The organism is Lacinutrix mariniflava (genome assembly GCF_001418015.1).
In the GTDB taxonomy this organism is placed as follows: Bacteria; Bacteroidota; Bacteroidia; order Flavobacteriales; family Flavobacteriaceae; genus Lacinutrix; species Lacinutrix mariniflava.
Window position 1 is genome coordinate 242,127 of sequence record NZ_LIQG01000026.1, and the last position, 22,076, is coordinate 264,202.

Consider the following 22,076-nt stretch of genomic DNA (forward strand, 5'->3'; position numbering starts at 1 on the left):
ATATACTTTAAAATGATATTAGAATACAAAGGCATAGACGTTTTTTACACAGACCAAGGTAAAGGTTCTGTAGTTGTTTTGCTTCATGGGTTTCTTGAAGACAGCTCGATGTGGCAAAATGTGGCATCAGAACTCGTTGAAAAAAACAGAGTTATTACTATAGATTTATTAGGTCACGGTAAAACAGGCTGTTTAGGTTATGTGCATAAAATGGAAGATATGGCTGCTGCTGTTTATGCTGTTTTGAGGCATTTAAAACTAAAAAAATACGTTTTTATAGGTCATTCTATGGGTGGTTATGTGGCTTTAGCTTTTGCTAAATTATATCCTGACAGTATTAAAGGTTTATGTTTATTAAATTCTACTTACCAAGAAGATGATAAAGACAGAAAACAATTAAGAGCACGTGCTAATAAAATGGCACAAAGCAATTATGAGAATATGGTACGCATGAGTTTTGCTAATCTTTTTAGTGTTGAAAGTAAGTTAAAACATATTGAAGCCTATAACAACGCCTTAGAAGTCGCGCTTAAAACACCTGTTCAAGGTTATATGGCTGCTAATGAAGGGATGCGTTTACGTGAGGATTCTTCAATATTCTTTGCTGAAGCTCCCTTTAAAAAAATTATTTTATTAGGTGAGAAAGACACTATTTTAAACACTGAAGAGATACTATTGTTTACTGATAAACATAATATTGAAACGTTCGTTTTTTCTGAAGGACACATGAGTCACATAGAAAACAAGAAAGAAGTAAATAAAAAATTATTGTTTTTTATCGAATAAAACTACGTTTTGACGGATATTTGATTTTTTTAATTATCTTTAACCTCTTAACAATCAACCTTAAGAGTAATTTTACTTAAAAAACCGCAATAACCACATCTATGTTCTGTAAACTATTTGGCCATAAATACGAAGTTTCTAAAAAAATCACGTATCACGTAAAGGAGTATAAATGCACTAAATGCAGCAGGCAATTAACGACAAGTGGAAATGGCCAATTGGTAGAATTAACGCCAAAATATAAAGAGATAAACTCAATTTTAAATAACATATACAATAAAAGACAGGCAAAACTTCGCAGAGAAGAATTACATATTGCTTATAAAATGACGTCTTAGTAAAATAGAATGCTTTCGTTTCCTTAAAACATTACTAAATATTCGAAAAAATCTTAACTATCAAAGTTTTTCCAGCCTTGTGCTTGCAATGGTATTTTTGTTTCACCTCTAGTTACTAGATTTGCACCAATACTTTTATCTGTAATATATCCAATAACCGTTAAATGAGGATTGGCTTTTATCTTCGGGAAATCTTCTTGAGAAATTGTCATTAATAACTCGTAATCCTCACCTCCATTTAATACTACAGTTGTGCTGTCCATATCAAATTCTTCGCAAGTTGAAATAACCTGTGGATCAAGAGGTAGTTTTTCTTCGTATAAATCGCAACCAACATCACTTGCCTTACAAATGTGCAAAATTTCTGAAGATAAACCGTCACTCACATCAATCATCGACGTTGGTTTTACGTCTAAATCTTTCAGTAATTTAATAATATCAACTCTAGCTTCAGGTTTTAATTGACGTTCCATAACGTAAGTATAAGCATCCAAATCTGGCTGATTATTAGGATTTACTTTAAACACTTCTTTTTCACGTTCTAAAATTTGAAGACCCATATAAGCACCGCCCAAATCTCCTGTTACAACAAGTAAATCGTTTGGCTTTGCTCCTTTTCTATAAACTACGTCTTCGGTATTTACTTTACCAATTGCTGTTATAGAAATTATTAATCCTGCCGTAGAAGATGTTGTATCTCCACCAACAACATCAACATTATATATTTTTGCTGCCAAGGCTATACCTTCATAAAGCTCTTCTAAAGCCTCTAAAGGAAAACGATTAGAAACGGCTATTGATACTGTAATTTGAGTAGCCTCGGCATTCATAGCATAAACATCAGATAGATTTACAACCACAGCTTTATACCCTAAATGTTTTAGTGGTGCATAACTTAAATCGAAATGCACACCTTCCACTAACATGTCTGTAGTCACTACAATTTGCTTGCTTTTAAAATCTAAAACAGCAGCATCGTCTCCAATACTTGTTATAGTAGATTCTTGTTTAACCTCAAACTGCTTAGTAAGATGGTCTATAAGTCCAAATTCTCCTAATTCACTTAATGGTGTACGTGCTTGATTTTTATCTTCTATCATATTGCAAAAATAAGAAGATGAATTAAAAGTAGTGCAAAATAACTTTTAATTGTTTCTATAATAGAAAGTCATTTTATGTAATACACTAAATAGTTGTTCATTTATAAAAATACTGCAAAAACAGTATCAAAATGCACGTATTTTAACGCAATAAACCAACGCTTTATCCTTTTTTTTGCTAATTTCGCAGAACGTATTTTCAAAAAAATAAAGCTTATGCTTAAAAATTACTTTTTAATCTTACTTATTTCTTTTTCATTCCAGACTTTCTGTCAAGCTCAAACGCCTTGTGATACAGCAACAGGTTTGGCAGGTCAATACCCTTGTAACGATTACGATTTAATGTCTAGAATCCCAATAGCCACATTAGCAAGTACTTTGGGTAACCCAGAAGGTAGTGATATTTGGGGATGGACAGATCCATTAAACGGTAAAGAATATGCTATTATTGGAACCACTAACAGTACTGCATTTGTAGATGTTTCAAACCCATTAAACCCAATTTTTCTAGGACGTATTGAAACCGCAAACGGAAATACTTCTTTTTGGAGAGATGTAAAAGTATATAACAATCATGCATTTATTGTAGCAGACATTATAGGTGATCATGGCATGCAAGTATTCGACTTAACCATTTTAAGAAATGGTATAGATCCAGATCTTACCTACGATGGTAGCCAAGTTTTAAGATATCAAGGAGATGGCGGAACAGGAGATTTAGTTATTGGTAGTTGTCATAATATTGTAATAAATGAAAACGAAGGTGTAGCTTATTTAGTAGGTTGTGGTTCTGCTAATGGTGGAGGACCAATTTTTATAGACATCTCAAACCCAGCAAACCCAACAGTATTAGGAGATTATGCAAGTGGAGGTTATTCTCACGATGCACAAGTTGTAACATATACTGGTCCAGATACAGATTATTACGATCCTGCAAATGGCATAGCAGGTAAACAAATATACATTGGAAGTAATGGAAACTCAGACAAAGTAGTGATATTAGATGTTACAGATAAAAGCAATATTACATTAATAAACGACTTTACATATCCACAGATTAGCTATGCGCACCAAGGCTGGTTTACAGACGATCAACGCTATTTTATATTAGGAGATGAAACAGATGAGCAATCTTTTGGAAACAATACACGCACCTTAATCTTTGATTTTTTAGATTTAGACGCAGATTTCTCTAACGCTTCATTAAATTTAATTAATGATTATTTTGGACCAACTCCTGCAATAGATCACAATGGATATGTTAAAGGAAATACATTTTATATGGCAAGCTACAGAGCTGGTCTACGCGTATTGGATGTTTCAATATTAACATCCACAAATAATGCAAATGCTGAAATTGGATATTTCGATACCTATCCAGCTGATAATAGTGATAACTTTAATGGAGCATGGAGTGTTTACCCTTATTTTTCAAGTGGAAACATTATAATTAGCGATATCGAACGTGGTTTATTTGTTGTTAGACAAAGCGGAACATTAAGTATACCCGAAGTTAAATTAGAAGAGAACTTTATATTATCTCCAAATCCAACAACTTCCATTTCAATATTAAAAGGAGACAAGAATAGTACAATTAAGAGTATCAGAATCTTCAACATTATAGGCCAACAAGTATTTATAAAAGACAATATAAACACTCAAGAATACGTTTTACCAATAAGTAATTATTCTACGGGAGTTTACTTAGTTAAGATTAATAATTTAGTAACAAAAAAATTAGTTGTAAAATAAAATTGTTAAAATGAAAAAATTAAAAAATAACATCTCAATATTATTAGTTTGTGTTACAATAGTTTTCACTTTTAATAACTGTTCAGACGAAGCTCCTGAATCAAACAACAACACACCTCCTCATGCTAGCATTACTCCTCTATCTCCTTGTGAAAATGGAATGGCAGGGATTTATCCATGTAATGGAATAGACTTATTATCTGCAATAAGTGCAGAAACCTTGGGAGGAATCCCTAATATTGAAGGAAGTGACATTTGGGGATGGACCGATCCTACAAATAATAAAGAATACGCAATAATAGCCTTAACAAATAGCACCGCATTTATAGACATTACAAACCCAACAAACCCAGTGTTTTTGGGACGCCTAAACTCTAACGCTGGAACAAGTGCTTGGAGAGATGTAAAAGTCTATAATAATTATGCCTTTATTGTCGCAGATAGTGCAGGCTCTCATGGAATGCAAATTTTCGATTTAACAAAATTAAGAAGCGTAGCAAATGCTCCAGAAATTTTTACTGCAGATGCGGTTTACTCTGGAGTAGGAAGTTGCCATAATATTGTAATAAATGAAAGCGAAGGTGTTGCTTACTTAGTTGGTTGCAGCTCAACTAACGGAGGAGGTCCAATTTTTGTGGATATCTCTAACCCAACAAACCCTACTCTATTAGGTGACTATACTGCTGGAGGATATTCTCATGATGCTCAAGTAGTAACATACTCTGGTCCTGACTCAGAGCACACAGGAAAGCAAATATACGTAGGTAGTAATGGCAACACAGACAAGGTTGTAATACTAGATGTTACAGATAAAAATAACGTAGTTCTAATTAGTGAATTTACATATCCGCAAACAGCCTATGCACATCAAGGTTGGTTTACAGAAGACCAAGCTTATTTTATTTTAGGTGATGAGGTAGACGAACAAAGCTTTGGCTTTAATACTAAAACATTAGTTTTCGATTTTACTGATTTAGATAACCCAAACTTATCTTCAACTTACTTTGGACCGACAGCAGCTATAGATCATAATGGCTATGTTAAAGGAAATGAGTACTACTTAGCTAATTATAGAGCTGGCTTGAGAATACTAGATATTTCAAATATCTCTTCCTCAAGTAATTCTATGACAGAAACAGCTTATTTTGATACTTATCCTTCTAGCAATAGTGCTAACTTTAATGGTGTATGGAGTGTCTATCCTTATTTTGCTAGTGGAAATATTATTATTAGCGATATTGAAGGAGGCCTATTTATAGTTAGAAAAAGTAATTAATATTATTATAAATGAAAAGCAAAAGCGCTTTATTACTTTATTTATTTGTTTTTACAATTGTAATAAGCTGTAAAAAAGACGACGACAATATTGAAGGCAATACTGTTTCATCTTCTGGATTAGTATCGTCTGTAAAAACTTACGGAGGCTCTAAAAACGAAAGTGCTCAAGAAATTGTAAGCACTAGCGATGGTGGTTATGCGGTACTCGGTTTTACTCAAAGCATAGATGGTGACATTACAGACAAACTAAACGAAAGTTTCGATTTCTGGGTATTAAAATTCAATGCAGAAAACGAAATACAATGGAATAAAACTTATGGTGGAACCGAAGATGACAAAGGTCAAGACATCATTCAAACATCTGATGGTGGCTATGCAATTTTAGGTTCAAGTTTTAGTAATAATGAAGACGTCTCTGGAAATCATGGGCAGAATGATTATTGGTTAGCAAAACTGGATGTTTCTGGAAATATTTCTTGGCAAAAATCTTTTGGTTACCAAGGTGCAGATTATGGTATTTCAGTCATTCAAACCAGCGACTCTGGATATTTGGTTACTGGCGTTTTAGATGTTACAAGCTCGGATGGAGCAGGTAATACTTCTCGTTTTAGTAACAGACATGCCGGAGGAGACTATTGGGCACTAAAACTTGATGCTTCAGGCACTATAGAATGGAGTAAATACTATGGAGGACTGTTTACCGACACTCCAGAAAGTATTGTACAAACAGATGATAACGGCTATATCATTGTTGGAGGATCAGACAGTATGGATACAGACATTTCTAACAATATTGGATCATACGATTTTTGGGTCGTTAAAATTTCGGCAACAGGAGCAATTGTATGGGAAAAATCTTTTGGAGGAGACGAAATAGACGAAGCTTGGTCTATTGTGAAATCTGGAGATGGTAATTACCTTATTGCCGGAGACACAAGAAGTAATGATGTAGACGTCTCACATAACATAGGAGCTGCAGATTTGTGGCTAATAAAAATTTCTCCTACTGGTGAATTACTTTGGGAAAAAACCTTAGGAGGTACAAATTTTGACGTGGCTAGAGATATTTCTGCAACGCAAGATGGTGGTTTCTTGCTTGCCGGAAGCTCAAGAAGTGATGATGTTGATGTTACTGAAAATAAAGGTCAAAATGATGCTTGGGCCTTAAAAGTAGATAGTAACGGTACAATCGAATGGCAAACATCTGTGGGAGGCACAAATATTGATTTCGCCTACGGTATTACCGAATTAAATAATAAAAAAGTTATTGTTGTTGGAGACACTTATAGCAATGACGAAGATATAATTGAAAACAAAGGTTTTTCAGACTTACTTATAATTACCATTGATTAAAAAAAATAATAAATAGAATACAATGAAAAGATTTTTTGCCCTACTACTATGCAGCACTCTCGCTTTTACTTCATGTGGTGAAGATTTAGACGACAACCTAGTTTTAAAAACGGAAGCAGAAACAACTTTTAATTTCACTCATAATTGGGATGAAACTGAGGTAACTAGTGCTAGTTTCGACTCTATTCAATACCTTAATCAAAATGGTGATAGTTTAAGTATTGAAAAACTAAGATACTTAATATCAGATATTACTTTTTCTCGCGAAGGAGAAGAAGATATTGTTTTAGATATTTACAATTTAGTGGATGTTACAAACAGTACAAATTTATCGTTCTCTCCTGAAACAAAAATTCCATTAGGACAATACACAAATGTATCTTTCACTTATGGTTTTGATGATGAAGATAATATTGAAAATGCATATCCAGATTTAAATTCTGAGAATTGGGAAGTACCAAATATTCAAATGTTCGGTAACATTGGAGGTTATCACTACATGCAATTAGAAGGACGTTTTATAAACAATGCAGATGAAGAAACTACCTACGCATACCACAACATTAGAGCAGCAGACGGCATGGCTACTCCAATAACAACACAAGACACCTCTATACAAGTTAATTTAGGAGCAATAACGATAACTAATGATATTACTTTTCAAGTTAAAATGAATATAGCAGAATGGTTTCAAAACACATACCAATGGGATTTAAACACATGGAACTCTTCTTTAATGGGTAATTTTGACGCACAATTAAGAATGAATGAGAATGGTCAAAATGTTTTTAGCTTAGGTACAGTTACACAATAAAATGAAAAAAGGATTCATATATCTGTTATTAATTATTTCTGTTTCGGCTTGCTCAAAAAGCGACTCACCAGAAACAGAAACCTATGAACCTACACCTTTACCTCTTTCTATTCCACAACTATTTTCAGATAGAATCATCTCTCCAGTAATACCTAATAACAATCCGCAAACAGTTGAAGGTGTTGCTTTAGGTAAAAAACTGTTTTTCGACACTAAACTTTCTGGAGATGAAACAATGGCCTGTGCATCATGCCATTCACCACAAAGTGCTTTTACAAACAACACACCTACAAGCGAAGGTATAGACGGTGTTTTTGGTACAAGAAACTCAATGCCATTATTTAATTTAGCATGGAACTACAGAGAACGCTTTACTTGGGACGGTAAACAACTAAGCATAGAACGACAAGCTCTAGAACCTGTGGAGAATCCAATAGAAATGCATAGCGATTGGACAGATGTTATAAACAAATTGCAATCTGATAGCGAATACCCAGAATTGTTTCGCCTAGCTTTTAAGACTTCACTAATCACTAAAGAATTAACCACAAAAGCTATTGCACAATTTGAACGCACACTTATTTCTGCTAATTCTAGATTTGATAGATATACTTTAGGGCAAGAAACATTAACATCGCAAGAGTTAAATGGTCTCGATGTATTTTTACGAGAAGATAAAGGAGATTGCTTTCATTGTCATGGAACACCAAGTAATCCATTATGGACAGATAATATTTTTCACAACAACGGTTTGGATACTAATGTTACCGATCTTGGACTAGGTGGCGTAACCGGAGACTCAAACGACAACGGGAAATTTAAAAGCCCTTCACTTAGAAATTTAGCCTACACAGCTCCTTACATGCATGACGGCAGGTTTGAAACATTAGATCAGGTTATTGAATTTTATAGCACAGGTTTGCAAAACTCTACGACAATTGATGTTTTAATGAAAAACATTGATAATGGAGGTGTACAACTTTCAACTCAAGATAAAGCAGATTTAAAAGCCTTTTTACTTTCATTATCAGACCCTTCATTTCTTACAAACCCTGACTTTCAAGAGTAAGAATTTCACTAAAAAATACCGTATAACATTTCCCTATTAAACCATATGCTAATATAATGTTAGGTTATATGGTAAAAACAGACCAATATTGTATCTTTGCCTACTATTTAGATAAATTCTATATAAGAATATGATAAAAGTTTCTGATACAGCTAAAAAGAAAGTCGTTGAATTAATGACGGACGACGGATACAATCCAACAGAAGATTACGTTCGTGTTGGTGTTAAAAGTGGTGGTTGCTCTGGTTTGTCTTACGATTTAAAGTTTGACAAAGCCAAAGAGGACGACGACAAAGTGTTTGAAGATAATGGTGTAAAAATTATAGTCGACAAAAAGAGTTTTTTATACCTAATTGGTACAACTTTAGAATTTTCTGGAGGATTAAACGGAACAGGTTTCGTGTTTAATAATCCAAATGCAAACCGAACTTGTGGTTGTGGAGAAAGTTTCTCATTATAAAAAAATTGAAAGAACGAGTTATGTCGAAATATACTGAAGACGATTTAAGAGAAGAACTTAAAACCAAAGAATACGAATACGGTTTTTATACAGATATAGAATCTGAAACATTTCCTATTGGTTTAAACGAAGATATTGTTCGTGCTATTTCTAAGAAAAAGAACGAACCAGAATGGATGACAGCATGGAGATTGGAAGCCTTTAAGGTTTGGCAATCTATGGAAGAACCAGATTGGGCAAATGTAAATTACAAAAAACCAGACTTTCAAGCTATTGCTTATTATTCTGCTCCAAAAGCTATTGATCCTAACAAAACATTAGATGATGTAGATCCAGATTTATTAGCCATGTACAAAAAGCTAGGAATCTCTGTAGATGAACAAAAAAAGATGAACAACGTAGCAATGGATATTGTTGTTGATTCGGTTTCTGTAGCTACAACATTCAAGAAAACTTTAGGTGAAAAAGGTATTATTTTTATGCCTATTTCTGAAGCTATACAAGAACACCCAGAATTAGTTAGAAAATATATTGGCACAATTGTACCAACTAAAGATAATTTTTATGCCGCTTTAAACAGCGCTGTATTTAGTGATGGTTCTTTCTGTTACATACCAAAAGGTGTAAAATGCCCAATGGAATTATCTACATACTTTAGAATTAACGAAGGCGGAACAGGACAATTTGAACGTACACTTGTTATTGCAGACGAAGGCAGTTACGTTTCTTATTTAGAAGGTTGTACAGCTCCAAGTCGAGACGAAAATCAATTACACGCGGCAGTTGTAGAGCTTATTGCTCTAGACGATGCCGAAATAAAATATTCTACAGTACAAAACTGGTATCCTGGAAATGATAAAGGAGTTGGTGGTGTTTATAACTTTGTAACCAAAAGAGGTTTATGTGAGAAAAACGCTAAGATTTCATGGACACAAGTAGAAACAGGATCGGCAGTAACTTGGAAATATCCAAGTTGTATTTTAAAAGGTGATAATTCTGTAGGCGAGTTTTACTCTATTGCAGTAACAAATAATTACCAGCAAGCAGATACTGGAACGAAAATGATTCATTTGGGAAAAAACACCAAATCAACTATTATATCTAAAGGTATTTCGGCTGGAAAATCTCAAAATTCTTATCGTGGATTAGTACAAGTAGGCTCTCGTGCAGAGAATGCTCGTAACTTTTCGCAATGCGATAGTTTATTAATGGGTAACGAATGTGGTGCTCACACGTTTCCATACATAGAAGCAAATAATAAAAGTGCCATGATTGAGCACGAAGCCACTACAAGTAAAATAGGTGAAGACCAAATTTTCTACTGTAACCAACGTGGTATTGATACAGAAAAAGCAATTGCTTTAATTGTTAATGGTTTTAGTAAAGATGTACTAAACAAATTACCAATGGAGTTTGCTGTAGAAGCACAAAAATTATTAGAAATTAGCCTTGAAGGTTCTGTAGGATAAATAAAACACAAACGCCTACCACTGTTATTTAATTAAAAAACTGTTTTTATAAAAAGTAAATATGAAAAAAGTAATTTTATTAGTAGTACTTATTATTAGCTTCTCGTCATGTGAGGACTTCAAAAAAGGAGTTAAAGACGGTTACAACGATGCAACAACAGAAACAAATGTTGATGCTGATGGTGTAGACAGAACTCTATCTAAAGATGGTTTAACGACCTTAAGTGGAGAATTCTCATATTACGCTGATGCTGCAGTTTTACAAGTTGGGAACAGCTCAATATATGGTGTTGTTTTAAACGAAAAAATGCAAGAATTACACGACATGGGTAAGCCATTTAGAACAGAACCAACAGATGGTGTTCTAGTGCAAATTCGTGGTAAAATTATACCTAAAGCAGAAAACGAAGAAGGCTGGCCTTATAACATCGATATAAAAGAAATTATTAGCGTTAAAGCGCCTTTGGTAAAGAACGAAGTGATTAAAATTGGAAAATAAAACTATGTTACAAATAAAAGATTTACACGCAAGTGTTGAAGACAAACCGATTCTAAGAGGTATTAACCTTGAAGTAAAAGCTGGAGAAGTACATGCTATTATGGGACCAAATGGTTCTGGTAAAAGTACTTTAGCTTCAGTTATTGCTGGAAAAGAGGAATATGAAGTAGAAAAAGGAGAAATTCTTTTAAATGGAGAAGATTTAGAAGACTTAGCTGCCGAAGAACGTGCACATAAAGGTATTTTCTTATCATTTCAATATCCTGTAGAAATTCCTGGTGTTTCTGTAACAAACTTTATAAAAACAGCAATTAATTCTACACGAAAAGCAAAAGGCTTAGCAGACATGCCTGCAAAAGACATGCTTAAAATGATTCGTGAAAAGTCTGAAATGCTAGAAATAGACCGCAAATTCTTATCTCGTTCTTTAAACGTAGGTTTTTCGGGAGGAGAAAAGAAGCGTAACGAGATTTTTCAAATGGCAATGTTAGAACCAAAATTAGCCATCTTAGATGAGACCGATTCTGGTTTAGACATCGATGCTTTACGTATTGTTGCTAATGGTGTGAACAAGTTAAAATCTAAAGACAATGCTGTCGTTTTAATTACGCACTACCAACGTTTATTAGACTATATAAAGCCTGATTTCGTTCACGTTTTATACAATGGTCGTATTGTAAAATCTGGAGGTCCTGAACTAGCACACGAATTAGAAGAAAAAGGTTACGACTGGATCAAGGAAGAAGTAGACGCTTAAAAATAGTAGGCAGTAATCAGTTTGCAGTAGCTTACTCAAGTGTGATTACTCGAAATAATATAAAAGTATATAGAAAACAGAAACAGTAAACAATTGAGTGAACTGAATACTGAAGACTAATTACTGAAGACTTAAACAATGGATTTAAAAGAAAAATTAGTATCATCCTTTTTAGCATTCGAAAATAATATCGATGTAGATTCACCTGTTCACGACATTCGTAGTGAAGCTATAAAAGCTTTTGAAAACTCAGGTTTCCCTTCTAAAAAAGAAGAAGCTTGGAAATACACATCGTTAAATAGTGTTTTAAAACACGACTACAGCCTATCTTCTAAACAGGAAAACGCTTTAGACTATAAAGACATAAAAAAGTATTTTATACACAATATAGATACTTATAAAATTATCTTTATTGACGGTAAATACTCTTCGCATTTGTCTCAAGTTACTCATGACGGTATCGATGTTTGTTTAATGTCTTCTGCATTAAATAAAGACAAATACAAACCAGTAATTGAAAATTATTTCAATAAAATAGCACTAAAAGATAGCTTAACATCTTTAAATACTGCGTTTTCAAACGAAGGTGCATATATACATATTCCTAAAAATAAATTGGTAGAAAAGCCAATTCAAATTATACACTTCTCTACAGGTAATGAGGCAGCTTTAATGCTTCAGCCTAGAAATTTAATTGTTGTAGACGAAAATTCTCATGTTCAAATTATAGAACGTCACCAAAGTTTAACAGACAATCCTGTATTAACTAATAGTGTTACAGAAATTTTTGCAGACAAGCGTGCCGTTGTTGACTATTATAAAATTCAAAACGATAACAAAAATGCTTCTTTAATAGACAGCACTTTTGTTGACCAAAAAGATCAAACGAACTGTTTTGTACACACTTTTTCTTTTGGAGGAAAATTAACACGTAATAATCTTAACTTTTACCAAAATGGTGAACATATGGATTCTACAATGAAAGGCATCACCATTATTGGAGATAAACAACATGTAGACCATAACACACTAGTACACCATATAGAACCTAATTGCGAAAGTCATCAAGATTACAAAGGTATTTTTGCAGATAGCTCTACAGGTGTTTTTAACGGTAAAGTGTTGGTAGATAAACTAGCACAGAAAACAAATGCATTCCAGTCTAATAATAATATTTTATTAAGCGACAAGGCATCTATAAATACAAAACCTCAACTTGAAATTTTTGCAGACGATGTAAAATGTTCTCATGGTTGTACTATTGGACAATTAGATGAAAGCGCATTGTTCTACATGAAACAACGTGGTATTCCAGAAAAAGAAGCCAAAGCATTACTTATGTATGCTTTTAGTAATAACGTTTTAAGTTCTGTAAAAATTCCAGAATTAAAACAACGTATTACTAATATAATTGCTAAAAAATTAGGTGTTAATATTGGGTTTGATCTTTAGATAAAATCCTTTTTTTAAAATAATAAAAGAGCCTTTTTTGATTTCAGAAAAGGCTCTTTTTATTATATTTTATACAAAAAATTATTCCGCTTTATAGATTATCTTTACATACCGATTTTAAATGGCACCTATTGACAACCATTTTTAACGATTTAAAATTCAATTTAATGCTAGACATAAACAAAATAAGAAAAGACTTCCCAATACTTAACCGTAAAGTAAATGGTAAACCCTTGGTGTATTTTGATAATGCAGCAACCTCTCAAACACCACAACAAGTTATAGATGTTATTGTAGATTATTACAGTAATTACAATGCTAATATTCACAGAGGTGTACACACTCTAAGTCAAGAAGCTACAGACAAATACGAAGAGGCGAGACACACGATACAAAACCATTTTAACGCAAAATATGCTTACGAGATAATCCTTACTTCTGGCACAACAGAAAGTATAAATCTTGTTGCACATGGCTTTGCTTCTATTTTAGAAAAAGGTGATGAAATTATAGTTTCGGCTTTAGAACACCATAGTAATATTGTGCCATGGCAAATGCTTTGCGAAAAAACTGGTGCTATTTTAAAAGTCATTCCAATGACCCAAGAAGGAGAATTGGATATGAATACTTATTCCGAATTACTTTCAGACAAAACAAAACTGGTATTTGTAAATCATATTTCTAACGCTTTAGGAACCATAAATCCTATTGAGTCTATTATACAACAAGCACACAAATTAGGTGCAGCTGTTTTAATTGACGGAGCACAAGCGTGTCCGCATGTTAAACCAGACGTTCAAGCCTTAGATGTAGATTTTTATGTAACCTCAGCGCATAAAATTTGTGGTCCAACAGGAGTTGGCATGTTATATGGCAAAGAAGAATGGCTTACTAAACTACCACCTTATCAAGGAGGAGGAGAAATGATAGATCAAGTCAGTTTCGAAAAAACAACTTACGCAGGTTTGCCACATAAATTTGAAGCTGGCACACCAAACATTTGTGGAGGTATCGCTTTTGGCGCGGCTTTAGATTACATGAATGCTATTGGATTTGAAAATATTGCAACTTACGAAAACGAATTATTAGCCTACGGAACAAAAAGGTTATTAGAGATTGAAGGCTTAAAAATATACGGAACGTCAAAAAACAAAACATCGGTAATTAGCTTTAATTTAGAAGGTATACATCCGTACGATGTTGGTACTTTATTAGACAAAATGGGAATTGCTGTAAGAACAGGACATCATTGTGCACAACCTATTATGGCATTTTATAATATCCCTGGAACTGTAAGAGCTTCCTTTGCTTTTTATAACACAAAAGAAGAGATCGACATATTAGTTGAAGGCGTTAAAAAAGCAAAAATGATGCTTTCTTAAACTTTGGCTCTTTTTTTGTTATATTATATAATGAACCAATAACTATTAAAAATGAAAACAACTACTCTTTTTCTTTTCGCAATTATATTAAATGCTTGTAGCGCTTCTGGCAAAACGACATCAAACATAACTAATGACACTAAAAACAGTGTTCAGCCTTCATTAAACGGGACCTATATTGTTTCCAATATGGACGTAGATAATTTAGCCGAAAATCTTACTATTAGTTTCGATGAAGCTACTAATAAAGTCTCTGGATTTTCTGGATGCAATACCTTTTTTGGTAGTTACACCATTATTGACAATGCAATAACCTTTAAAGGTTTGGCTTCTACAAGAAAAATGTGTGCAGACAAAAATGCCATATTAAATGAAACAAAAATATTAGCTGCCTTAGGAGAAACAACTCATTTTGAAACAAAAGATGATGTAATTACTTTACTTAATGCTAAAACGGAATTAATTAGCGCTGTAAAAAGCACTGATAATTCTGAAAAAAAATTAACACAAGACGGATTAAAAGTAGAATACAAAGCAAGCGCTAGAGGACATTTAAAAGAAATTATTTTAGAAAACAAAACCATTAGTATCCAAAATGGACACAATGTTAAACCTGAAATAAAAGCATGTAACAATGAAGATTGGGATATGATATTAAAAATGGTTACTGATATAAATTTAAAAAACATAAATACTTTAGAGCCACCAAGTAAAGCACATCAATATGATGGTGCTGCACTAGCAGGATTAACAATAACTAAAGACGGAGAAACTTATACAACACCAGCTTTTGATGCAGGAAACCCTAATAAAGAGATAAAAGCTCTTGTAGACTTAGTTAATAATATTGGCACAGCAACAAAAGAAAAGAACTAAAGATTTTCGTAATTTTGTAATAGTAAAATTTATTAGACCAATGCAAAGTATTAAAGAAATACAAGAAGAAATTATAGACGAATTCGCAATGTTTGAAGATTGGGAGGAACGTTATCAATACATGATCGATTTAGGTAAGGATTTACCTTTAATAGACGACCAATACAAAACTGAAGACAATATCATTAAAGGTTGCCAAAGTAAAGTTTGGGTTCACGCAGAAATGAGTGATAACAGAATTGATTTTACAGCAGATAGTGATGCTATTATTACAAAAGGTATTATTGCTATTCTAATTAGAACCTTTTCCAATCAACACCCAAAAGATATCTTAGACGCTAATACAGATTTTATAGATGCTATTGGCTTAAAAGAACATTTGTCTCCAACAAGAGCAAATGGTTTGGTAAGTATGATAAAGCAAATTAAAATGTATGCTATTGCATACCAAACGCAAATAAAATAGAAGTTCCGTCTACGCGGAAATAAAAAGAAAATGACCATGAGTGATACAACAATAGATACTACAGAATTAGGAGAAAAAATAGTAGCCGTTATAAAAACAATCTACGATCCAGAAATACCTGTAGATATATACGAATTAGGATTAATTTACGATGTTTTTGTAAATGAAGATTATGATGTTAAAATATTAATGACTTTAACAACACCTAATTGTCCAGTAGCTGAAACACTACCTTTAGAAGTTGAAGAAAAAGTAAAATCTCTTAAAGACGTTAATAACGCAGAAGTTGAAATTACTTTCGATCCACCTTGGACTCAAGAATTAATGAGTGAAGAAGCGAAACTAGAACTTGGTATGCTTTAAACAGAAAAGTAATGCCAAGACAAGCTCCTAAATCTCTTAAAGATGGAAAAAAAACTAGCTTACGAAAATCTTTTAGTGCGCTAGTTTTTATTCCAAGATTTTTTAAAGAAATCTGGAGAACAAACAAAAAACTCTTTTTACTTTCTGCTTTTTGCAGACTTATTGGAGCCATTTTACCTGTAATTATTCTTTGGATAGGTAAAATAATTATAGACGAAATTATTCTACAAACTAAAGTAGAAGTTTCAGATTTAAATCTACTCTGGACCTATGTAGCAATAGAGTTTGGTTTAATCATTATTTCAGACCTTATAAGCAGAGCCATTTCTTTAACAGACGGTTTACTCGGCGATTCTTACTCGATAGACTCTTCAGTAAGAATTATAAAAAAAACAAATCAAATAAATATAAGTCTGCTTGAAGACTCAGAGTTTTACGATAAGTTAGAACGTGCTAGAACACAAACTAATGGTCGTGTAGGATTAATGTCTAATGCCTTAGGCGAAGTACAAAGCTTAATATCTATAATCACATTAGTGGCAGGTTTAATTTATTTTGAGCCTTACTTAATTATCCTTTTAGTACTAAGTATTATTCCATCGTTTATAAACGAAATTTGGTTTAGCCAACAGCAATATTCTCTAGCAAGAGGATGGACTGCAGAACGTAGAGAGTTAGATTATTTACGTTTTATTGGTGCAAACGATAAAACAGCAAAAGAAATAAAGCTTTTTGGTTTAACAGATTTTGTAGTTGATCGCTTTAAAAACCTATCTCATGAGTACTACAATCTTAATAAAAAGCTAGCCATAAAACGCTCTGCATTAGGTTTCCTATTTAATGTTTTAGGTACTTTAAGTTATTATGGCGCTTATGTTTTTATAATATATCGCGTTATTTCTGGAGTAATTACATTAGGTGAATTAACTTTTTTATCTGGAGCATTTAACAGACTTACAAAAAACCTACAAGACTTCTTTTCTAAATTTACACGCATAACAGAAAGTGCATTGTACTTAAAAGATTATTTCGATTTTCTAGACATATCTATAAAGCCTGCACATAAAGAAGACATGCCACTTCCTGAAAACATAAAGGAAGGTTTCGAATTTAAAAATGTCCGTTTTGCTTATCCAGGATCTGAAAACGAAATACTAAAAGGTATCAGTTTTAATATGAAAGCTGGCGAAAAACTAGCATTTGTAGGGCAAAATGGAGCAGGAAAAACAACATTAACAAAACTATTGTTACGCTTTTATGAGCCTACTTCTGGTGAAATTCTGCTAGATGGTATTAACATTAATAGATTTGATAAAGCAAAGTATCAAGAATATTTTGGTGTTATTTTTCAAGACTTTTTCAAATACGAATTTACCGTTAGAGAAAACATAGCCATTGGAGATATTGATGAAATAGAAAACCAATCGAAAATTGAAGATGCTGCAAAACTAAGTTTGGCAGACGAAGTTGTGCAAGATTTAAAGTTTGGTTACGATCAACAATTAGGAAAGCGCTTTGCAAAAGGACAAGAACTTTCTGGTGGCCAATGGCAAAAAGTAGCATTAGCAAGAGCCTATATGAAAGATGCTAAAGTGATGATATTAGATGAACCAACTTCGGCTTTAGATGCTAAAGCAGAAAGTGAAGTGTTTGATCGTTTTATTGGTTTAACTCAATTTAAAACAAGTGTTATTATTTCGCACAGATTTAGCACAGTGCGACAAGCAGATAGAATTCTAGTTTTAGAACAAGGACGTGTTTTAGAGATTGGCACACATGAGGAACTCATGGAAAACAAATCTTTATATGCCGAATTATTTACATTACAAGCAGAAGGCTACCAATAATTAATTATATAACTTTGAAATTATGGCTGAAGAAATTATAAATCGCGTTGCGAGCAGTAAACTAGTTGTTTTTGATCTTGAGGATTATTATCCTAAAGGAGAACGAGTACTTTTTGATATTAAAGATTGGTTATACGAAGGCTTCGTACTTCGTGAAAAAGATTTTAGAGCTTTAGTAAAAGAACACAATTGGGAACAATACCAAGATACTCTTGTTGCATTAACGTGTACTACAGATGCTATTGTTCCAGATTGGGCTTATATGCTTTTAAGTATTAATTTACAGCCTTACACTAAGAAAACAGTTTTAGGAAACTTAGATGCGTTAGAAACCGCACTTTATCAAGAGATAATTTACAATTTAGACACTACTATATTTAAAGACAAACCCGTAATTATTAAAGGTTGCTCTAAAAAACCGGTGCCATCTAGTGCTTATATAATGATTAGTAACACCCTTAAACCAGTTGCTAAATCTATTATGTTTGGTGAAGCCTGCTCCTCAGTTCCGTTATATAAGCGTTAATTATCGATAATATAGGCACTTAATCGTATATCAATATTTTTTATATTTTAGTATTCTGTGTTTTCTATCTATTTGATATACTTTTGCCTCTCAAAATTTAAAACAATGAAAAAACTACTATTATTATTAGCTTTTAGTATTGGTGTAGTATCAGTACAAGCACAAACAAAAGAAGAGTTACACACTCAAAAAAAAGAGAAGCAAGCTGTTGCTGATGCTGCACAAGCTGAAGCTAATGCTTTACAGGCTCAAATAGATGCTCTTCCAGGTTGGAGAAAAGGTCTTTTTGGTACTATTGGAGGAACACTTTCTAATTTTAATAACTGGTACTCTCAAGGAACACCTGATAACGCCTCTGGTAATATTGGTATTTCTGTTAATGCATATGCTAATTTAATTGAAGATAAATTTTTCTGGAGAAACTCTTTAACATCTAACCTCAACTGGGTAAAGTTTGATGATAAAAACGACCCTACTGATGATGATAGCTTTAAAGCAGGTACAGATGTATTTAATATTTCGTCATTATACGGAAGAAATATCGCTAAAAACTTTGCTGTTTCTGGTTTAGCAGAATACAGAACTACTTTATTAGACAACTTTAACGACCCAGGTTATTTAGACGTTGGTGTTGGTGGAACTTGGACTCCTATGGAAAACCTAATAGTTGTAATTCACCCATTAAACTACAACTTTGTATTTGCTAAAAACGATGCTATTTTTCAATCTTCTTTAGGCGCAAAAATAGTTGCAGACTATACAAGACAAATTGGTGCTATTAGCTTCAAGTCTAACTTATCAACTTTCCAGAGTTACAAAACTAGTGATTTATCTAACGTAACATGGACTAACTCATTTAGCTATACTTTATGGAAAATGATTGGTGTTGGTTTCGATTTTGGTTTAAGAAGCAACAAACAAGAAGCACTTAACTATAATTTAGGACAATATGATGCTACATCAACAAACCCTGTTCCTACTTTTGGAAACGTAGATAACAAACTACAATCTTACTGGTTATTAGGTTTAAGTTACAACCTATAAGCTACAAACATTATAATTTAAAAAAACGCGTTTCTTTTCGAAACGCGTTTTTTTATGCCTTATATTTATTGAGTAATAAACGAGCTAAATAGTCTATTGCAAAAGAGTATTACTCTTTTTTGTTAAACTGTTTTTCACTTTTCTTTTTATTAAATAATCTTTTTAAGAAACCATCTCGTTTATCCTCTTCGCAGTTTAATGCTTCAACAACCTCATTTGACGGTTTTTCGAAGTTACTTTTTGTAATGGTATTGTAATTTTTATCTGTATTTAATTTCTTATAAAACTCAGCAAATATTGGTAAAGCAGAATTTGCACCTTGACCTAAACCTGTGGTTTTAAAACCAATGCTATAATTATCGTTTCCTACCCAATTTACAGTGACTAAATTTGGTGTAATAGCAACAAACCAACCGTCTTTATTATCTTGAGTTGTTCCTGTTTTTCCTGCAATATTATTTTTTAAATTATATCTAGATCTTAGCCTTGCTGCTGTTCCTGTGTTTACCGTAGATTTCATTATTTGCAACATCACTTGCCTTGTATAATCGCTATATGCTTTTGTCTCGTTTACCTCAGGTTTAAAAGACACTATTTCTACGCCATTTTTATCTTCAATTTTAGTTATAAAATACGGTTTAACAGACTTGCTATTATTTACATAACTCGCATAGGCTCCAGCGAGTTCTTTTATATTAATTTCGGCTACACCTAGAGCTAATGAAGGCTCTTTAGGTAACTCTTTCGTTATTCCTAACTTTTCGGCTTGTTGTAAAACTTTATCTATACCCACTTCGTTTAAAACCTTAACCGCAATCGTGTTCATAGATTGACTTAATGCTTTTTCTAAATTGTAATTAATGTGTGGATCTATTTCTTTTTCTCCAGAATTTGTTGGTGTCCAATTTTTATAATCTGTATACGTTATAGCCTCTGGCGAAAAGTATGTACATGGTTTCATACCATTTTCTATAGCTGCTGTATATACAAAAGGCTTAAACGTTGAACCTACTTGTCGCTCACTTTGTGAAACGTGATCGTATTTAAAAAACCGATTGTCTATACCACCAATATAGGTTCTTACAGCTCCTGTTTTTGGTTCTAGAGCAATCATTCCGGTGTTTAAAAACTTTAGGTAATGCTGTAAACTATCTATTGTAGATATGCTTTCTTTTCTGGTTTCTTTCCAATTAAATAATTCTACTTCATGCTTTACAGAAAGTGAATCTATTATTTGGGTTTCACTTAAACCAGCTTCTTTATACCTTTGGTATTCGGGTAATGCCTTAATAGCATTTTCAATGAGTTTTTTATTAGTTTTCCAAGGTGCATTTTTGCCATAAGACGCTTCGTAAGCGTCTTGCAATTTTGAAAGATGTAATTGCATGGCTTCTTCGGCATACTTCTGCATTTGGTAGTCTAATGTTGTGTGGACAACTAAACCATCCTTATACAAATTGTAAGACTCACCGTTTGGTTTTTTATAATCTTCTAAAACAATGGCTAGCTCCTTTTTAAGTTGCGCTCTAAAATATGGTGCTAATCCTAAATCATGATTAAAAGATTGGTAATCTAACACAAGAGAATCTTGCTTTGCTCTAGAAAGCTCCTCCGCATTTAAGTAGTTGTATTTAAGCATTTGTTGTAACACAACATCTCTTCTTTGCGTACTATTTTTTAAATTACGTCTTGGGTTGTAGTACGTGTTTGCTTTTAAAGTACCGACTAACGTTGCCGCTTGCGAGACTGTTAATTTTAAAGTTGATGTATTAAAAAACTTACGCGATGCACTTTCTATTCCGTAGGTATTATCTGGAAATGGCACAGTATTAAGGTATAGTGTTAGTATTTCTTTTTTAGAGTATATTTTTTCTATTCGTTTGGCAACTATAGACTCTTTTACTTTGTTAATTACTGTACTAAAAGCAAAGTGTTTATCTCTACCATATAAGTTTTTTGCCAATTGCAAAGTAATTGTACTTCCTCCTCCCGAAGATTGATCTTGAAACAAAATAGTTTTAAATAACACACGCAGTAAACTAACATTATCTACGCCATCGTGCTCGTAAAACCTTACATCTTCGGTTGCTATTAAAGCATTAAGAAGGTGTTTAGGAAATTGATTATAAGTTAATGGCTGCCTATCGTAAATGTAATATTTACCAATAAGCTTACTGTCTTTATCTAAAACCTGAGTGGCTTCGGCTTGCTTTAAATTTGTTAAATCTGCTGTGTTTGGTAATTTACCAAAGGCTCCAAAATAGATGCTAACAAAAAAAACGAGAGCTAAAATTACGGCTCCAATACCAGCTAAAATGGATTTTTTTACCCATTTATTTTTAAAGAATGTACTTAGTTTTTGTTTTATCATGTGTAGTTATAACGTGAAAAAGATCTGTTTATTTAGTTGTAAACATCTCATTAAATCTGTTTACTTTAATTACG

21 protein-coding genes are annotated in these 22,076 nt (G+C 32.9%); 19 read left to right on the top strand and 2 right to left on the bottom strand.

The window, feature by feature from the left end:
- Positions 1 to 12: 12 nt before the first annotated feature.
- Complete coding sequence (locus tag ASC44_RS08085; protein WP_055447100.1) at positions 13 to 786, top strand: alpha/beta fold hydrolase; 774 nt, start codon at positions 13 to 15, stop codon at positions 784 to 786.
- Positions 787 to 887: 101 nt separating this feature from the next.
- Positions 888 to 1,124: a DUF1660 family phage protein gene (locus ASC44_RS08090; RefSeq protein WP_055447101.1), complete on the top strand. Its 237-nt coding sequence runs from the start codon at positions 888 to 890 to the stop codon at positions 1,122 to 1,124.
- Positions 1,125 to 1,177: 53 nt separating this feature from the next.
- Here the strand turns inward: ASC44_RS08090 and thiL are convergent, their stop codons facing one another.
- Entirely contained in the window at positions 1,178 to 2,224 is a 1,047-nt protein-coding gene (gene thiL, locus ASC44_RS08095) for a thiamine-phosphate kinase (protein ID WP_055447102.1), read from the bottom strand.
- A gap of 216 nt (positions 2,225 to 2,440) precedes the next feature.
- Between thiL and ASC44_RS08100 the strand changes: the two genes are divergently transcribed.
- The 17 genes from ASC44_RS08100 (at position 2,441) to ASC44_RS08180 (ending at position 19,631) form a co-directional block, all read left to right on the top strand.
- The gene (locus tag ASC44_RS08100) at positions 2,441 to 3,976 is read left to right on the top strand and encodes a choice-of-anchor B family protein (RefSeq protein WP_055447932.1); all 1,536 of its coding nucleotides are present in this window, start codon (positions 2,441 to 2,443) and stop codon (positions 3,974 to 3,976) included.
- 10 nt (positions 3,977 to 3,986) lie between these two features.
- Positions 3,987 to 5,252, top strand: a complete 1,266-nt coding sequence (locus ASC44_RS08105; RefSeq protein WP_055447103.1) for a choice-of-anchor B family protein — start codon at positions 3,987 to 3,989, stop codon at positions 5,250 to 5,252.
- 11 nt (positions 5,253 to 5,263) lie between these two features.
- Positions 5,264 to 6,607, top strand: coding sequence for a hypothetical protein (locus ASC44_RS08110; RefSeq protein ID WP_055447104.1), 1,344 nt, complete (start codon positions 5,264 to 5,266; stop codon positions 6,605 to 6,607).
- A gap of 22 nt (positions 6,608 to 6,629) precedes the next feature.
- A complete protein-coding gene (locus tag ASC44_RS08115) occupies positions 6,630 to 7,421 on the top strand; it encodes an MbnP family protein (protein ID WP_055447105.1) in 792 nt (263 codons plus the stop codon).
- A 1-nt stretch (position 7,422) separates the two neighbouring features.
- Positions 7,423 to 8,490 (top strand): cytochrome-c peroxidase, encoded by a 1,068-nt coding sequence (locus ASC44_RS08120; protein WP_083476265.1) that lies wholly within the window; start codon positions 7,423 to 7,425, stop codon positions 8,488 to 8,490.
- 130 nt (positions 8,491 to 8,620) lie between these two features.
- The gene (locus ASC44_RS08125) at positions 8,621 to 8,950 is read left to right on the top strand and encodes a HesB/IscA family protein (protein WP_055447106.1); all 330 of its coding nucleotides are present in this window, start codon (positions 8,621 to 8,623) and stop codon (positions 8,948 to 8,950) included.
- Positions 8,951 to 8,970: 20 nt separating this feature from the next.
- Complete coding sequence (gene sufB, locus ASC44_RS08130; protein ID WP_055447107.1) at positions 8,971 to 10,419, top strand: Fe-S cluster assembly protein SufB; 1,449 nt, start codon at positions 8,971 to 8,973, stop codon at positions 10,417 to 10,419.
- A 61-nt stretch (positions 10,420 to 10,480) separates the two neighbouring features.
- Complete coding sequence (locus tag ASC44_RS08135) at positions 10,481 to 10,918, top strand: hypothetical protein (RefSeq protein WP_055447108.1); 438 nt, start codon at positions 10,481 to 10,483, stop codon at positions 10,916 to 10,918.
- A gap of 4 nt (positions 10,919 to 10,922) precedes the next feature.
- Positions 10,923 to 11,675 (top strand): Fe-S cluster assembly ATPase SufC, encoded by a 753-nt coding sequence (sufC, locus tag ASC44_RS08140; RefSeq protein ID WP_055447934.1) that lies wholly within the window; start codon positions 10,923 to 10,925, stop codon positions 11,673 to 11,675.
- Between the two features lie 138 nt (positions 11,676 to 11,813).
- On the top strand, positions 11,814 to 13,127 hold the full coding sequence (gene sufD, locus ASC44_RS08145) for a Fe-S cluster assembly protein SufD (RefSeq protein WP_055447109.1): 1,314 nt from the start codon (positions 11,814 to 11,816) through the stop codon (positions 13,125 to 13,127).
- A gap of 167 nt (positions 13,128 to 13,294) precedes the next feature.
- Positions 13,295 to 14,509 carry an aminotransferase class V-fold PLP-dependent enzyme gene (locus tag ASC44_RS08150; RefSeq protein ID WP_055447935.1) on the top strand — a complete coding sequence of 405 codons (1,215 nt, stop codon included), beginning with the start codon at positions 13,295 to 13,297 and terminating at the stop codon, positions 14,507 to 14,509.
- A gap of 51 nt (positions 14,510 to 14,560) precedes the next feature.
- Positions 14,561 to 15,385, top strand: coding sequence for an META domain-containing protein (locus tag ASC44_RS08155; protein WP_055447110.1), 825 nt, complete (start codon positions 14,561 to 14,563; stop codon positions 15,383 to 15,385).
- 40 nt (positions 15,386 to 15,425) lie between these two features.
- Complete coding sequence (locus ASC44_RS08160; protein ID WP_055447936.1) at positions 15,426 to 15,851, top strand: SufE family protein; 426 nt, start codon at positions 15,426 to 15,428, stop codon at positions 15,849 to 15,851.
- 36 nt (positions 15,852 to 15,887) lie between these two features.
- Positions 15,888 to 16,214 (top strand): DUF59 domain-containing protein, encoded by a 327-nt coding sequence (locus tag ASC44_RS08165; RefSeq protein WP_055436366.1) that lies wholly within the window; start codon positions 15,888 to 15,890, stop codon positions 16,212 to 16,214.
- Between the two features lie 11 nt (positions 16,215 to 16,225).
- Positions 16,226 to 18,061 (top strand): ABC transporter ATP-binding protein, encoded by a 1,836-nt coding sequence (locus tag ASC44_RS08170; RefSeq protein ID WP_055447111.1) that lies wholly within the window; start codon positions 16,226 to 16,228, stop codon positions 18,059 to 18,061.
- A gap of 22 nt (positions 18,062 to 18,083) precedes the next feature.
- Positions 18,084 to 18,587 carry a DUF2480 family protein gene (locus ASC44_RS08175; protein ID WP_055447112.1) on the top strand — a complete coding sequence of 168 codons (504 nt, stop codon included), beginning with the start codon at positions 18,084 to 18,086 and terminating at the stop codon, positions 18,585 to 18,587.
- Positions 18,588 to 18,692: 105 nt separating this feature from the next.
- Positions 18,693 to 19,631 (top strand): DUF3078 domain-containing protein, encoded by a 939-nt coding sequence (locus ASC44_RS08180; RefSeq protein ID WP_055447113.1) that lies wholly within the window; start codon positions 18,693 to 18,695, stop codon positions 19,629 to 19,631.
- A 109-nt stretch (positions 19,632 to 19,740) separates the two neighbouring features.
- Here the strand turns inward: ASC44_RS08180 and ASC44_RS08185 are convergent, their stop codons facing one another.
- The gene (locus tag ASC44_RS08185; RefSeq protein ID WP_055447114.1) at positions 19,741 to 22,002 is read right to left on the bottom strand and encodes a transglycosylase domain-containing protein; all 2,262 of its coding nucleotides are present in this window, start codon (positions 22,000 to 22,002) and stop codon (positions 19,741 to 19,743) included.
- Positions 22,003 to 22,076: the final 74 nt, after the last annotated feature.